At 63.0% G+C, this 14,880-nt stretch carries 13 protein-coding genes; 9 read left to right on the top strand and 4 right to left on the bottom strand.

Features of this window, described 5'->3' with window-relative positions; all coding sequences use genetic code 11:
* From ENZ75_RS04645 to uraH, 4 genes are all read right to left on the bottom strand, one after another.
* Positions 1-291, bottom strand: a 291-nt coding sequence (locus ENZ75_RS04645) for an XdhC family protein (protein ID WP_281061225.1), incomplete at its 3' end; no start/stop codon positions are given.
* Positions 292-365: 74 nt separating this feature from the next.
* Positions 366-2,720, bottom strand: coding sequence for a xanthine dehydrogenase molybdopterin binding subunit (xdhB, locus tag ENZ75_RS04640; RefSeq protein WP_063169823.1), 2,355 nt, complete (start codon positions 2,718-2,720; stop codon positions 366-368).
* Positions 2,720-4,201 (bottom strand): xanthine dehydrogenase small subunit, encoded by a 1,482-nt coding sequence (gene xdhA / locus ENZ75_RS04635; protein WP_063169822.1) that lies wholly within the window; start codon positions 4,199-4,201, stop codon positions 2,720-2,722. Before xdhA ends, xdhB begins: the two co-directional genes overlap by 1 nt.
* A 3-nt stretch (positions 4,202-4,204) precedes the next feature.
* The gene (uraH, locus tag ENZ75_RS04630) at positions 4,205-4,579 is read right to left on the bottom strand and encodes a hydroxyisourate hydrolase (protein ID WP_013528242.1); all 375 of its coding nucleotides are present in this window, start codon (positions 4,577-4,579) and stop codon (positions 4,205-4,207) included.
* Between the two features lie 203 nt (positions 4,580-4,782).
* Between uraH and puuE the strand changes: the two genes are divergently transcribed.
* The 9 genes from puuE to ENZ75_RS04585 form a co-directional block, all read left to right on the top strand.
* A complete protein-coding gene (gene puuE, locus ENZ75_RS04625) occupies positions 4,783-6,201 on the top strand; it encodes an allantoinase PuuE (RefSeq protein ID WP_063169821.1) in 1,419 nt (472 codons plus the stop codon).
* Positions 6,202-6,211: 10 nt separating this feature from the next.
* Positions 6,212-7,075, top strand: a complete 864-nt coding sequence (locus ENZ75_RS04620; RefSeq protein ID WP_024501939.1) for a bifunctional allantoicase/(S)-ureidoglycine aminohydrolase — start codon at positions 6,212-6,214, stop codon at positions 7,073-7,075.
* Entirely contained in the window at positions 7,072-7,578 is a 507-nt protein-coding gene (locus tag ENZ75_RS04615) for an ureidoglycolate lyase (RefSeq protein WP_013528245.1), read from the top strand. The genes ENZ75_RS04620 and ENZ75_RS04615 overlap by 4 nt, the downstream gene beginning before the upstream one ends.
* Positions 7,575-8,168 (top strand): nucleoside deaminase, encoded by a 594-nt coding sequence (locus ENZ75_RS04610; RefSeq protein ID WP_013528246.1) that lies wholly within the window; start codon positions 7,575-7,577, stop codon positions 8,166-8,168. The genes ENZ75_RS04615 and ENZ75_RS04610 overlap by 4 nt, the downstream gene beginning before the upstream one ends.
* Positions 8,169-8,250: 82 nt before the next feature.
* Positions 8,251-10,236, top strand: a complete 1,986-nt coding sequence (locus tag ENZ75_RS04605; protein WP_063169820.1) for a CocE/NonD family hydrolase — start codon at positions 8,251-8,253, stop codon at positions 10,234-10,236.
* A gap of 154 nt (positions 10,237-10,390) precedes the next feature.
* On the top strand, positions 10,391-11,977 hold the full coding sequence (locus ENZ75_RS04600; protein WP_063169819.1) for an ABC transporter substrate-binding protein: 1,587 nt from the start codon (positions 10,391-10,393) through the stop codon (positions 11,975-11,977).
* 16 nt (positions 11,978-11,993) lie between these two features.
* Positions 11,994-12,953, top strand: coding sequence for an ABC transporter permease (locus tag ENZ75_RS04595; protein ID WP_013528249.1), 960 nt, complete (start codon positions 11,994-11,996; stop codon positions 12,951-12,953).
* Between the two features lie 9 nt (positions 12,954-12,962).
* On the top strand, positions 12,963-13,787 hold the full coding sequence (locus tag ENZ75_RS04590) for an ABC transporter permease (protein ID WP_013528250.1): 825 nt from the start codon (positions 12,963-12,965) through the stop codon (positions 13,785-13,787).
* The coding region (locus tag ENZ75_RS04585; protein WP_164887727.1) for an ABC transporter ATP-binding protein at positions 13,787-14,880 on the top strand (1,094 nt) is incomplete at its 3' end. The genes ENZ75_RS04590 and ENZ75_RS04585, both read left to right, overlap by 1 nt.

The raw sequence follows: 14,880 nt of genomic DNA, 5'->3' as shown, positions 1-14,880 counted from the left end.
GACGCGCCCGCCGCAGCATTGGCCGATCTCGGGACCCAGCGGGACGTCTAGGGTGGCGCAGACTTCGTCAACCTCGATGCGGGCTTCTTTGCCCAACATCTGCCTGGCCTTGTCGATCGCCATATATTCGAGCTGACCGCCGCCGATGGTGCCAAAGATCGCCGTCGGCGAGACGAGCATGAAGGCGCCCTTCTCGCGTGGCGTCGAGCCTTTTGTTCCGGCCACTTCGACCACGGCAACCCGACCGGCGCTGGCGAGAAAGGCTTTCAGGCTTTGCACTTTCGAGTTCATGGTTCACGTTCCCGAATGGGAAATATAGGTTTTTTCGGCCCGGATTGCACGCATTGCCGACCCTGGGGCCGGATTCAGGCGCCGGCCTCTTTCTTCAGCCGCTCGATCGCCATCAGAACCCGCTCCGGGGTCGCCGGAGCATCGAGGCGCGGGCAGATCCTGTTGTCGGCGACACTGGCCACCGCGTCCGATAGCGCATGCAGCACCGACATGCCGAGCGGGAACGGCGGCTCGCCGACCGCCTTGGAGCGGTGGATGGTTGGCTCGCCGGCTTCCGGCCAGTCGGCCAAGGTGACATTGAAGATCTTCGGCCGGTCGGAGGCGAGCGGGATCTTGTAGGTCGACGGTGCATGCGTGCGCAGCCGGCCCTTGGCGTCCCACCACAGTTCTTCCGTCGTCAGCCAGCCCATGCCCTGGATGAAGCCGCCTTCGATCTGGCCGATATCGATCGCCCGGTTCAGCGAGCGGCCACAGTCATGGAGAATATCGGTACGCTCGACCATGTATTCGCCGGTCAGCGTGTCGACCGAGACTTCCGAGCACGAGGCGCCATAGGCGAAATAATAGAAGGGGCGGCCCTCGCCCTTGTCGCGGTTCCAGTGGATTTTCGGCGTCTTGTAGAAACCAGCCGCCGACAGCTGGATGCGGGCCATATAGGCCTGCTTGACGAGGTCGGCGAAGGCGATTTCCTGGTTGCCGATACGCACCCGGTTGGGCAGGAACAGCACCTGATCACGCGGCACCTGATATTTTTCGGCGGCGAAATCGGTCAGCCGATCCTTGATCTGGCGCGCGCCATTCTGCGCCGCCATGCCGTTGAGGTCGGAGCCGGACGACGCTGCCGTAGCCGAAGTGTTCGGCACCTTGCCAGTCGTTGTCGCGGTGATCTTCACCTGGTCGAGATCGATCTGGAACTCTTCCGCCACCACCTGCGCCACCTTGACGTAGAGGCCCTGCCCCATCTCGGTTCCGCCATGGTTCAGGTGCACCGAACCGTCGGTGTAGACATGCACCAGCGCGCCGGCCTGATTGTAATGCGTGGCGGTGAACGAGATGCCGAACTTGACCGGCGTCAGAGCCAGGCCCCGCTTGATGAAACGGCTGTTGGCATTGAAGGCCGATATTTCACGCCGCCGCCGCGCATAGCTCGCGCTTTGCTCAAGCTCGGCGACGATGCGCTGGATGATGTTATCCTCGACCGTCTGGTGGTAGGGCGTGATGTTGCGGCCCCCCTCGCTACTGGTGCCGTAGAAATTCTTCTTGCGGATTTCGAGCGGATCCTTGCCGACGGCAAAGGCCACCTCGTCGATGACGCGCTCGGCGCCGACCATGCCTTGCGGGCCGCCGAAACCACGAAAGGCGGTGTTCGACACGGTGTTGGTGTAGAGCGGCGCCGACTGCGCATGCACAGCCGGCCAGAAATAAGTGTTGTCGCAATGGAACAGCGCGCGATCGGTTACCGGGCCGGAAAGGTCCGACGAAAAACCGCAGCGCGCCGCGAACATGAAATCGACGCCGAGGATGTTGCCCTCGTCATCGAAGCCGACCTCGTAATCGACGAGGAAATCATGACGCTTTCCGGTGGCGATCATGTCGTCGTCGCGGTCGGGCCGGATCTTCACGGCGCGGTGGTGCTTCTTCGCGGCGATCGCGGCCAATGCGGCAAACTGATTTCCCTGCGTTTCCTTGCCGCCGAAGCCGCCTCCCATGCGGCGGATTTCCACCGTGACGGCATTGCTCGGCACGCCGAGCGCATGGCTGACCATGTGCTGGACTTCGCTTGGATGCTGGGTCGAGGAATAGATGGTGACGTCCTGATCCTCGCCAGGAACGGCCATGGCGATATGGCCTTCGAGGTAGAAGTGTTCCTGGCCGCCGATGCGCATTCTTCCCTTTAGCCGGCGCGGCGCCTGACGGATCGCCGTAGCGGCATCGCCGCGCTTCAGAGTGAGAGGCGGCGTGACGAGCTTGTCCTTCTTCGGATCGAGCGCGCCGATGTCGGTGACGAAAGGCAATTCCTTGTATTCGACCTTTGCCAATCTTGTGGCGCGGCGCGCCTGCTCGCGAGTTTGCGCAATAACGCAGAAGATAGGCTGGCCGTAGAATTGCACCTTGCCGTCGGCAAGCACCGGCTCGTCGTGGCGGCCGGTCGGCGAAATGTCGTTTTCGCCCGGCACGTCACTGGCCGTCAGCACGTCGACAACGCCGGGCGCTGTACGCACCGCCGAGAGATCCATGCTGGTGATGGTGGCATGCGTGGCACCGGAAAGCCCTAGGCAGCCATGCAGCGTGCCTGATGGTTCCGGCATGTCGTCGATGTAGACGGCGGTACCGCTGACATGTTTGTGCGCGGAATCGTGGCGCTGATCGGTGGCGACGCCGCCAGCGATCTTTTCAGCCTTGAGGTTGGGGGCAGCGTGCTTGTTCATCATGCCGCCTCGTGCCTTGAAACCTGGACCGGCTCTCTGGTGCCGCTGCTCTCGGCAAAAAAGCGCAGCAGCAGGTTTTTCGCTGCCAGGGCGCGATATTCGGCCGAGGCCCGCATGTCGGTCAGCGGGGTGAAATCCCTGGCATATTCGGCCATCGCCGCTTCAACCGTCTGTTCGGTCCATGGCTTGCCGAACAGCGCTTTTTCGACGGAAGACGCCCGCTTCGGCGTCGCCGCCATGCCGCCATAGGCGATGCGCACCTCCGCCACCGTGCCGTCCTTGGCCAGATTCAGGAAAAACGCGCCAAGGGCCGCGGTAATGTCCTCGTCGCGACGCTTGGTGATCTTGTAGACGGCAAACTTCGTTTCCTTGGCCGGCACCGACACATGCACGGCCTCGACGAATTCACCCGGCTGCCGATCCTGTTTGCCGTAGGCGATGAAGAAGGTTTCCAACGGGATCGTCCGCTGCTTCTTGCCCTTGCGCAAGGTGAGACTTGCGCCAAGCGCGATCAATGGCGGTGGCGTATCTCCGATCGGCGAGCCGTTGGCGATGTTGCCGCCGATGGTGCCCATGTTGCGCACCTGTTCGCCGCCGATGCGATCGAACAATGGCCCCAACGCCGGGATGCGCTTCGCCAATGTCGCGAAGGCGTCAGTGTAGGTGACGCCGGCGCCGATCGAAATGACGCCCTTGTCTTCCGAGATGGTGCAAAGCCCGTCGAGATCGCCGATGAAAATGGCCGGTGAAATATCGCGCATGTGCTTGGTCACCCACAGGCCGACATCGGTCGAGCCGGCCACGATGGTAGCGCCGGGTTCCTTGTCCAGCACGGCGGCGAAATCGTCGACATCGGCCGGCACGACCAGCCGCGCCTTGCCGGTTCCGATCTCGACCCGGGCGCCGTCACGCATGGCCTCGAGCCTCGCGGTGATCGCCTTGCGTTCCGTGGCCAGCGGGTCCTTTGCCGCCTTGCCGTAGCTGGAGATGGCATGCGCGGCGCGCATGATCGCCTCATAGCCGGTGCAGCGGCAGAGATTGCCTTGCAAAGCTTTTTCGACATCCGCGTTCGAGGGATCAGGCGACTTCATCCACAAGCCATAGAGCGACATGACGAAGCCGGGCGTGCAGAAGCCGCATTGCGAGCCGTGGAAATCGACCATCGCCTGCTGCACCGGATGCAACTGGCCTGGCCCGCCACGCAGATGCTCGACCGTTACGACGTGTGTGCCGTCGAGCGAGCCGAGGAAGCGGATGCAGGCATTGACGCTTTCATAGACCAAGCCGCCCTCCGACAGCTTGCCGACCAGCACGGTGCAGGCACCGCAGTCTCCCTCGGCACACCCTTCCTTGGTGCCGCGCAGCGAACGGTCGAGCCGCAGCCAGTCGAGCAAGGTCGCGTCGGGTGCCACCGACGAAAGCGCCACATCCCTGCCATTGAGAATGAAGCGGATTTCGTTGCGGATGCTAATTTTGGTCATGCCTCAGCTCCCCCTGTAGGTCGAGTAACCGTAGGGCGAGACCAGCAGTGGCACATGATAATGCACAGGCTCGGCCATGCCGAAGCGGATCGGTATCACATCGAGAAAGGCCGGTTTCGGCAGGCTCAACCCCTGCTGGCGCAAATAGTCGCCGGCGGCGAAGACCAGTTCGTATTCGCCGGTGCGGAATTCCGCGCCGGCGAGCAGCGGCTTGTCGCAACGGCCGTCGGCATTGGTGAGAACGGTCTTCAGATGTGTCCGCGCCTTGCCCTCGAGGTGATAGAGCGCGATCGACAGTCCCGCCGCCGGCTTGCCGGTCGCCGTGTCGAGGACATGGGTCGTCAGACGCCCGCCGTCGGCTTTCGACGTTTCTGCCATTGGCCGCCTCCCATTTCCGGTACGAGCGAATTGGCCCGGTACGGTCAAGTATCAACAGTGAATTGTGCGCCAATTAAAGGCGATGCATAAGTCCCGGTCGAGCGGAGTGCGACAAAAACACTTTCAAAAATTTTCGGGGGAATGCGAGAAGCACCCTTTCGATATTCTGATCATACTTCGGGCCGTGCCCGGCGGGAGGGACGATGCGTTACAGCAGAGACATGCGTGGCTACGGAGCCAATCCGCCGGACCCGAAATGGCCTGGCGGTGCACATGTCGCCGTGCAGTTCGTCGTCAATTACGAGGAAGGCGGCGAAAACTGCGTGTTGCATGGCGACAAGGCGTCCGAAGCCTTCCTGTCGGAAATCGTCGGCGCGGCACCCTGGGTGGGTCAACGCCACTGGAACATGGAATCCATCTACGAATACGGCGCCCGCGCCGGCTTCTGGCGGCTGCTCCGGCTGTTCACCGAGTCGCAAGTGCCGATCACCTGCTACGGCGTCGCCACAGCGCTCGCCCGTTCGCCGGATCAGGTAGCGGCCATGCAGGACGCCGGCTGGGAGATCGCTTCGCACGGCTTAAGATGGATCGACTACCGCGACCACAGCGCCGAGGATGAGCGCCGCGACCTCGAGGCGGCGATCAAGCTGCACTACGAAGTGACCGGCGCGCGCCCGACCGGCTGGTATACGGGTCGCACATCGATCAACACGGTGCGGATTGTGGCGGAAGAAGGCGGCTTCGACTATGTGTCGGACACCTATGACGACGAGCTGCCGTACTGGTTCGAGCATGAGGGCGGCGCGCAGCTCATCATCCCCTATACGCTCGACGCCAACGACATGCGGTTCGCCACGCCGCAAGGTTTCAACTCGGGCGACCAGTTCTTTGCCTATTTGAAGGACAGCTTCGATACGCTCTATGCCGAGGGCAAGGCCGGCCGGCCACGCATGATGAACATCGGCCTGCACTGCCGCCTCGTCGGGCGGCCGGGCCGGGTGGCGGCGCTGAAGCGCTTCGTCGACTATGTGAAGTCGCACGACAAGGTCTGGCTGGCGAGGCGCATCGACATCGCCAAGCACTGGCAAGAGGTCAATCCTTATCAACCGGCGGCACTCCGCCCATCGAAGATGGAATTCGAGACCTTCGTCCACACTTTCGGCGGCGTGTTCGAGCATTCGCCCTGGATCGCCGAACGCGCCTACGAACTGGAACTAGGCCCGGCGCATGACACTTCGGGCGGCCTGCACAATGCGCTTTGCCGTATCTTCCGCTCCGCCAGCGAAACCGAGCGGCTTTCGGTGCTCAACGCCCATCCCGACCTTGCCGGCAAACTGGCCAAGGCCAAACGGCTGACGGCGGAATCGACCAGGGAACAGGCCTCGGCCGGCCTCGACGCGCTGACCGACAAGGAGCGCGAACTGTTTTCCAAGCTCAACGCCGCCTACGTCACCACCTTCGGCTTCCCTTTCATCATCGCGGTGAAGGGAAAGACGAAGGGGGAAATCCTGGCGGAGTTCGAGGCGCGCATCGGCAACAGCCGCGGCGTCGAATTCGAGACCGCCTGCAAACAGGTCGAGCGCATCGCGCTGCTCCGCCTCAAGGACATGCTTCCGCAATAGGTTTGAAACCATGGATACGATCAGGATGCCCGAGCGAACCTATTACGCGCCACATGGCGGTCATTCCGGCCAGAACGAGCTTCTGACCGGCCGCGCCGTCTTCACTGAGGCCTATGCCGTCATTCCCCGGGGTGTGATGCAGGACATCGTCACCAGTGCGTTGCCGTTCTGGGACGAAACCCGCGTCTGGATCTTGTCGCGACCGCTATCGGGTTTTGCCGAGACGTTCTCGCAATACATTGTCGAGGTCGCGCCCGGCGGCGGCAGCGATCGGCCGGAACCCGATGCCGGCGCCGAAGGCGCTCTGTTCGTGGTCGAAGGCGAACTGACGGTTCTGCTTGCCGGCAAGACGCATGTGTTGCGGCCCGGCGGCTTTGCCTTCCTGCCGCCGGCCAGCGGCTGGACGGTTCGCAACGAAAGCAGGGCCGCCGTGCGCTTCCACTGGATTCGCAAGGCTTACGAGGTGGTCGACGGTCTCGATGTGCCGGAAGCCTTCTTCACCAATGAGCAGGAGATCGCGCCAACGCCGATGCCCGGCACCGAAGGCCGCTGGGCGACGACGCGGTTCGTCGATCCGGCAGATTTGCGCCACGACATGCACATGACCATTGTCACGCTGGAACCCGGCGCGGTCATTCCCTTCGCCGAGACCCATGTCATGGAGCACGGTCTCTATGTGCTGGAGGGTAAGGCCGTCTACCGCCTCAACCAGGACTGGGTCGAGGTCGAGGCCGGCGACTATATGTGGCTGCGCGCCTTCTGCCCGCAGGCCTGCTATGCCGGTGGCCCGGGTAAATTCCGCTATCTGCTCTACAAGGACGTCAACCGGCACGCCAAGCTCGGCGGCGCCGGCATCGCAAGGCGCGCGCTGTGACCCGTATCGTCGCGCGGCCGCTGACCCGCGAGGGCTTTGCCCCCTTCGGCGATGTCATCGACATGGGCGGCGACAACCACTACCCGATCAATGGCGGCAGGGCCGAGCGCTATCATGATCTGGCTACCGCCGAAGCAACCGGTCCGAACGCCCGCGTGCTGATCTCGATGGTGCGCGGCACGCCCTACGAATTGCCCCTGAAATTGAGCATGGTCGAGCGCCATCCCTTCGGCAGCCAGGCCTTCATCCCGCTCTCGCCGCGCCCCTTCCTGGTCGTCGTCTGCCATGACGGGGAGCAGGGGCCGGGCGAGCCGCATGCCTTCATCACCGCACCCGGACAAGGCATCAATTACCGGCGCAATCTCTGGCATGGCGTGCTGACGCCGCTCGGCGAGGCTCAGGACTTCCTGATCGTCGACCGTGGCGGCGATGGCTCCAATCTCGAAGAGTTCCATTTCTCGCACGCCTACGAGATCCACTTGCCCAACGAGAGCCTCCTGTGACCGATATTTCACTGATCGACCGCCTGCTCGATGTGATCGAGCACGACATCGTGCCGAAGACGGCCGACGGCGTTACCTATGGCAACAAGCTGTTCGGCGCGGCGATCCTGCGCAAGGACGACCGTTCGCTGGTGCTGGCTGAAACCAACAACGAGATGGAAAACCCGCTCTGGCATGGCGAGGTCCACTGCCTGAAGCGTTTCTACGAAATGCCCAGGGCTGAGCGCGTCGATACGAAAGACGCCATCTTCATCGCCACGCACGAACCCTGCTCGCTGTGCCTGTCGGCGATCACCTGGACCGGCTTCGATAATTTCTACTATCTGTTCAGCCACGAGGATTCGCGCGACAGCTTCGCCATCCCGCACGACCTGAAGATCCTGAAAGAGGTCTTCACCCTCGATCCCGGCGGCTACAATGCCGAGAATGCCTACTGGAAGAGCTTTTCTATCCGCAGGCTGGTGCGAGCGTTGCCCGAGGCAGAGCGGCGACGGCTGGAGACCCGTATCGGCGCGATTTCGGCGCGCTACGATGAATTGTCCAACATCTATCAGGCGAACAAGGACGATAACGATATCCCGCTGAACTGACGCGGATTGACCAGCCGAATTCGTTGGCTGGCCCACGACGCGGCACGGCAGGCTCCATCATCTGGCGATCCTGGAGCATGCCATGAAAACCGTCACCGAATTTGCCCGCAAAATCGTCGAATTCCCGGACATGGGCATCGTCATGCCGGATGGCTGCCGCCTGTCGGCGCGGGTGTGGATGCCGGAGGATGCGGGCGACGATCCGGTGCCTGTCATCCTAGAGCATCTGCCCTACCGCAAGCGCGACGGCACCATCTTTCGCGATCAGCTGACGCATCCTTATTTCGCCGGCCACGGCTATGCCTCGATCCGCGTCGACATGCGCGGCAATGGCGATTCCGAAGGGCTGATGGACGACGAATATTCCGAGCAGGAATTGCAGGACGCCTGCGACGTCATCGCCTGGGCGGCAAGCCAGCCCTGGTGCAACGGCAATGTCGGCATGATGGGCATTTCCTGGGGCGGCTTCAACTGCCTGCAGGTGGCGGCCAAGCGGCCGCCGGCGCTGAAAGCGGTGATCAGCCTGTGCTCGACCGTCGACCGCTATGCCGACGACATCCACTACAAGGGCGGCTGCCTGCTGATCGAGAATTTCGGCTGGGCCTCGACCATGCTGTCCTACTCGTCGCGGCCGCCGGATCCGCTTTTGGCCGGCGACAACCGGTGGCGCGATCTGTGGCTGACCCGGCTGGAGAACCAATCCTTCCTGGCGCCGCTGTGGCTGAAACACCAGCACCGTGATGCCTACTGGAAGCGCGGCTCGATCTGCGAGGATTTTTCCGCCGTCAAAGCCGCCGTGCTGTCGATCGGCGGCTGGCATGACGGCTACCGCAACACCGTCTCGCATCTGGCGACCAACATCCAAGCCCCGGTCAAGGGCATCGTCGGGCCATGGATCCACAAATACCCGCACTACGCCGGGCCCAAGCCTGCCATCGGCTTCCTGCAGGAGGCCTTGCGCTGGTGGGACCGCTGGCTGAAGGGTGTCGACACCGGCGTCGAGGCCGACCCGGCCTACCGCGCCTATGTCATGGACAGCGTGCGTCCGGCGCGCTGGCACCCCGAGCGTCCCGGCCGTTGGGTGGCGGAGCAGGAATGGCCCTCGCCAACCATCAAGATGCAAACGCTCGATCTGATCTCCTCAACGGAAAAACCCGCCATCATCGCCTCTCCGCAAAGCTGCGGCCTGGCCGGCGGCGAGTATTTTCCCTTCACCTTCGGTCCCGAACTGCCCGGCGACCAGCGCCCCGACGATGCGCTGTCGGTGTGTTTCGACCAGCCGGAACTCAGCGAGCCGATCGACATCGTCGGAGCGCCGGAGGTCGAGCTGCGGCTGTCCTCTGATCGTCCGCAGGCCAACATCGCGGTCCGGCTTTGCGATGTGCATCCCGACGGCGCCTCGGAGTTGATCTCCTATGGCGTGCTCAATCTGACGCACCGCAATTCGCACGAATTCCCCGAGGCGCTGGTGCCGGGCGAAACCGTCTCGGTGCGCGTCGTGCTCGATCAATGCGCCTATCGTGTGCCGGCCGGCCACCGGCTGCGTGTTGCCGTTTCGAACGCCTATTGGCCTGCCATCTGGCCGTCGCCGGAGCCGGTCCAGCTCACCTTGTCGACGGCGACGCTCAATTTGCCGCTGCGGCCGCTGGCGACAGGCGACGAAGTAACGTTCGCCGAGCCGGAAGGTGCCACCCCCTGGGCAACAGAGACGATCCGCGCCGCCAATTCAGAGCGTCATGTCGATCGTGATGAGAAGACCGGAATGGTGACGCTTTCCATTGTTGACGATTTCGGCGAGGTGCGCGATCTCGCCCATGGCCTCGCCAATGGCAGCATCGCCCGCGAGACCTGGACGATCCATCCCGACGATCCGCTGTCGGCCTCGGGGAAGACGCACTGGACGCAGACCCTGTCGCGAAACGGATGGTCAGTACGCACCGAAACGACAGCCGAAATGCGATCGGACGGGCAAAACTTCAGCGTCAGCGCCAGAATCGAGGCCTATGAGGACGAAACCCTCGTCTTCGAGCGCAATTTCGAGGAGAAGGTGCCGCGCGCGTTTCTTTGAATGCCGATTTCATTGGTCCAATTGCGACGTACGATTTACGCCACGGCATGTCGCATTCGGTCTTGCTTACCGCTTTCCCTTGCGGTCATTATTCTCCTCACAAGAAACAAGAAAAACGACCGCAGAGTCGAACCAACAGAGTGAGGAACTCAAAATGTCGAACGAACTGGAATTTCTTAGCCGGCGTGTCGCGTCGGGCAAACTGAGCCGTCGTGATTTTCTCGGCCGGGCGGCGGCGCTCGGTATCTCCGCGCCCTTCGCCACCTCGCTGCTTTCAAGCGCTGCACGCGCGGCAGGCCCGGTCAAGGGCGGCACACTGAAGGCCGGACTTGTCGGCGGCGAATCCACCAACAGCCTTGATCCGGCACTGTTCATGACTCAGGTGCCGTTCGCCTTCGGCAAGATGTGGGGCGAATTGATTGTCGAGCTTTCGCCGGAAGGCAAGCTCGAGAACCGCATCGCCGAGGAGATCGGCTCGTCGGACGACGCCAAGGTGTGGACGCTGAAGATCCGCGACGGCGTCGAATTCCACAACGGCAAGACAGTGACCGCCGAGGACGTGGCCGCCACACTTGAGCGCCATTCCGACGAGAAGTCGAAATCCGGCGCGCTCGGCTACATGAAAGGTATCGAGACCATCAAGGCCAGCGGCAAGGAAGTCGTGCTGACGCTGAAGGAGGCCAATGCCGATCTGCCCTATTTGCTCAGCGACTATCACCTGATCGTCCAACCAAATGGCGGCAAGGACAAGGCTGACGCAGGCATCTCGGCCGGTCCTTACAAGGTCACGACCAATGAGCCCGGTGTGCGCCATGGCGGCGAGCGTTTCGCCAATTACTGGCAGGGCGACAAGATGGGCCATGCCGACCAGATCGAGATCATCGTCATCAACGATGCGACAGCGCGCACGGCCGCCCTGCAGGGCGGCCAGGTCAACGTGATCAACCGCGTCGAGCCGAAGATCGTCGACCTGATCAAGCGCCTGCCGGGCGTCACCATCCGCAACCACGCGGGTCCTGGCCACTACGTGTTCATCATGCATTGCAACACGGCGCCGTTCGACAACGCCGATTTGCGCATGGCACTGAAGCTGGCCATCGACCGCGAGGAAATGCTGGACAAGATCCTGCGCGGCTACGGTTCGCTCGGCAACGACTTCCCGATCAATGCGTCCTATCCGCTGTTTACCGAGATCGAGCAGCGCAAGTACGATCCCGACAAGGCCAAGTTCCACTTCAAGAAGTCCGGCCACGACGGCGCCGTCCTGCTGCGGACCTCGGACGTCGCTTTCCCGGGCGCCGTCGATGCATCGCAGTTGTTCCAGCAGAGCGCGGCCAAGGCCGGCATTCAGATCGAGCTGAAGCGTGAGCCCGGCGACGGCTATTGGAACGAGGTCTGGAACAAGCAGCCCTTCTGCGCGTCCTACTGGGGCGGCCGCTCGACCCAGGACCAGATGTACTCCACCGCTTATCTGTCGACCGCCGACTGGAACGACACGCGTTTCAAGCGTCCTGACTTCGACAAGATGGTGCTGGCGGCGCGCGCCGAGCTCGACGAGACCAAGCGCAAGCAGATGTATCATGACATGGCTGTCCTGGTACGAGACGAGGGCGGCCTGATCCTGCCGATGTTCAACCAGTTCATCGACGCTACCGGCGCCAAGGTCGGCGGCTGGGTCGACGATCCGCATCAGGAGCTGATGAACGGCTACGCGCTGGCGAAGTGCTGGCTCGAAGCCTGAGCTTGGCCTTGCGGATATGTCCTCACCCATCTTGAAACTGGTGGCCCAGCGCGTTGCGCTGGGCATTCTGCTCTTGTTGGCCGTTTCGGTCCTGATCTTCGCCGGCACCCAGATCCTGCCCGGCGACGTCGCGCAAGCCATTCTCGGACAGTCGGCGACGCCGGAGTCGCTTGCCAATCTGCGCGAGCAGCTCGGACTCAACCAGCCAGCCTATCTCAGGTATTTTCATTGGCTGGGCGGCGTGCTGACCGGCGATCTCGGCACGGCCATGTCGAGCGGGCAGGACATCGCCACGTCGATCAAGGGACGGCTGTGGAACACGCTGTTCCTCGCCTTCTGGGCGGCGATCGTCGCCGTGCCGCTGGCGATCATCCTCGGCCTGATCGCGGTGCGCTACCGCAATGGCTGGGTCGACAAGCTGATCTCCGGGCTGGCGCTGGCCTCGACCTCGTTTCCCGAATTCTTCATCGGCTATGTGCTGGTCTATTTCTTCGCCGTGAAATGGCAGATATTCCCCGGCATTTCGACCGTCTATGACGGCATGCCTTTTGGCGAACGGATGCAGGCGATCGCCTTGCCGGCGACGGCGCTGACGCTGGTCGTGCTCGCCCACATGATGCGCATGACACGCGCGGCGATCCTCAATGTCATGCAGTCGGCCTATGTCGAGACGGCGGAACTGAAGGGCCTGTCGGCCTTCAACGTCATCCGCAAGCACGCCTTCCCCAATGCCATCGCGCCGATCATCAATGTCGTCATGCTCAACCTCGCCTACTTGATCGTCGGCGTCGTCGTGGTCGAGGTGATCTTCGTCTATCCGGGCATGGGACAGTATCTGGTCGACCACGTCACCAAGCGAGACGTGCCGGTGGTGCAGGCGGTCGGCCTGATCTTCGCCGCCGTCTATATCAGCCTGAACATCATTGCGGACATAGCGGCGATCGTCGCCAATCCGCGTCTCAGACATCCGAAATAGGGGGCGGATATGCTCGATATCAAACGCATCCCCATCCCCGCGCTGATCGGCATCGTGCTGACGGCATTGTTCGTGCTTGCGGCGGTCTTCGCCCCCTGGATCGCGCCGCACGGCAATGGCGAAATCGTCGGCGACGTCTGGGAACCGATGTCGGCTGCCCATTTGCTGGGCACCGACAATCTCGGCCGAGACCTGCTTTCGCGCATGATCTACGGCGCCCGCATCACTTTGTTCATCGCGGTGCTGGCCACCGCGCTGTCGTTCTCGCTCGGCGCCATTCTCGGCTTCTCGGCGGCCGTCTTCGGCGGCTGGTTCGACACGCTGCTGTCGCGCCTCGTCGATCTCTTGATGTCGATCCCGACACTGATCATGGGTCTCGTCGTGCTGTCGGTGCTGCCGACCAATCTGGTGACGCTGATCCTGGTGATGGGCATTCTGGATTCGACCCGCGTCTATCGCCTGTCGCGCGCGGTCGCCGTCGACATCAACGTCATGGACTATGTCGAAGCGGCGAAACTGCGCGGTGAAGGCAGCGGCTGGATCATCTTCCGCGAGATCCTCCCCAACGCATTGTCGCCGCTGGTTTCCGAACTCGGTCTGCGCTTCATCTACGCGGTGCTGTTCCTGTCGACGCTGTCGTTCCTCGGCCTTGGCGTGCAGCCACCGGACGCCGACTGGGGCGGCATGGTCAAGGAAAACAAAGACGGCATCGTGTTCGGCATCGCGGCCGCACTCATCCCAGCGGGGGCGATCGCGCTGCTGGCGATTTCCGTCAACCTGGTTGCCGACTGGGTGCTCAACCGGACGACAAGCCTCAAGGGAGGACGCGGGTGATGGCCGACACCAAAGCGAAGCTCGGGCAACCGAAGTCAGGCCTGCTGCTCGACATCCGCAATCTGCGCATCGAGGCTACCGTCTTCCCGCCCGGCGAACCGCCGAAGGACATCGTGCTGGTGCACGATGTCTCACTGACGCTCGAGAAGGGCAAGGTGCTCGGCCTGATCGGCGAATCCGGCGCCGGCAAGTCGACTATCGGCCTGTCGTCTATGGGCTACGGCCGCGGCGGCGTGCGCATCACAGGCGGCGAGGTGATCCTGAACGGCCGCGACATCCTCAAGGGCGGCAAGGACGGCTTCCGCAAATTACGCGGCCGCGAGGTCTGCTATGTCGCGCAGTCGGCGGCAGCGGCCTTCAACCCGGCGCACAGACTGATGGACCAGGTGGTGGAAGCCACCCTGCTGCACGGCACCGCGACACGCGCCGAGGCCGAGAAGCGCGCGGTTGCGCTGTTCAAGAAGCTCAGCCTGCCGAACCCTGAAACCATCGGCGAGCGTTTTCCGCACCAGGTTTCGGGCGGCCAGTTGCAGCGTGTGATGACGGCGATGGCCCTGTGCTCCGAGCCGGACCTGATCGTCTTCGACGAGCCGACCACGGCGCTCGACGTGACGACGCAGATCGACGTGCTGGCGGCGATCAAGGACGCCATCCGCGACACCCATGTCGCTGCGCTCTACATCACGCACGACCTTGCCGTCGTCGCCCAGGTCTCCGACGAGATCATGGTGCTGCGCCATGGAAGGCTGGTCGAATGGGGCGGCACAAGGCAGATCATCAAGGAGCCGCGCCAGGAATACACCAACGCGCTGGTCTCGGTGCATGAGATCGAACACCAGGAGCAGAAGCCCGGCACGTCGCCGTTCCTGTCGGTGAAGAACGTCACCGCCGCCTATGGCCGCAGCCATATCAAGGTGCTGAAGGACGTATCCGTCGACATCTATCCGGGCCAGACGCTGGCCGTGGTCGGCGAGTCCGGCTCCGGCAAGTCGACGCTGGCGCGCGCCATCACGGGACTTTTGCCACCCGAACAGGGTACCGTCACCTTCGACGGACGCGCGCTGGCCAACAGGCTGGCCGACCGGCCGAAGGA

Origin of the sequence: Mesorhizobium sp. M7A.F.Ca.CA.002.04.1.1 (assembly GCF_004022805.1) — a bacterium.
GTDB lineage: Bacteria > Pseudomonadota > Alphaproteobacteria > Rhizobiales > Rhizobiaceae > Mesorhizobium > Mesorhizobium ciceri.
This window is presented reverse-complemented; position numbering and strand designations above follow the sequence as displayed.

Coding starts and splice junctions, on each gene's coding strand:
- ENZ75_RS04620 (WP_024501939.1), top strand. CDS start 6,212: ATGGATACGATCAGGATGCCCGAGCGAACCTATTACGCGCCACATGGC.
- ENZ75_RS04590 (WP_013528250.1), top strand. CDS start 12,963: ATGCTCGATATCAAACGCATCCCCATCCCCGCGCTGATCGGCATCGTG.
- ENZ75_RS04605 (WP_063169820.1), top strand. CDS start 8,251: ATGAAAACCGTCACCGAATTTGCCCGCAAAATCGTCGAATTCCCGGAC.
- xdhA (WP_063169822.1), bottom strand. CDS start 4,201: ATGACCAAAATTAGCATCCGCAACGAAATCCGCTTCATTCTCAATGGC.
- ENZ75_RS04600 (WP_063169819.1), top strand. CDS start 10,391: ATGTCGAACGAACTGGAATTTCTTAGCCGGCGTGTCGCGTCGGGCAAA.
- uraH (WP_013528242.1), bottom strand. CDS start 4,579: ATGGCAGAAACGTCGAAAGCCGACGGCGGGCGTCTGACGACCCATGTC.
- xdhB (WP_063169823.1), bottom strand. CDS start 2,720: ATGAACAAGCACGCTGCCCCCAACCTCAAGGCTGAAAAGATCGCTGGC.
- ENZ75_RS04595 (WP_013528249.1), top strand. CDS start 11,994: ATGTCCTCACCCATCTTGAAACTGGTGGCCCAGCGCGTTGCGCTGGGC.
- puuE (WP_063169821.1), top strand. CDS start 4,783: ATGCGTTACAGCAGAGACATGCGTGGCTACGGAGCCAATCCGCCGGAC.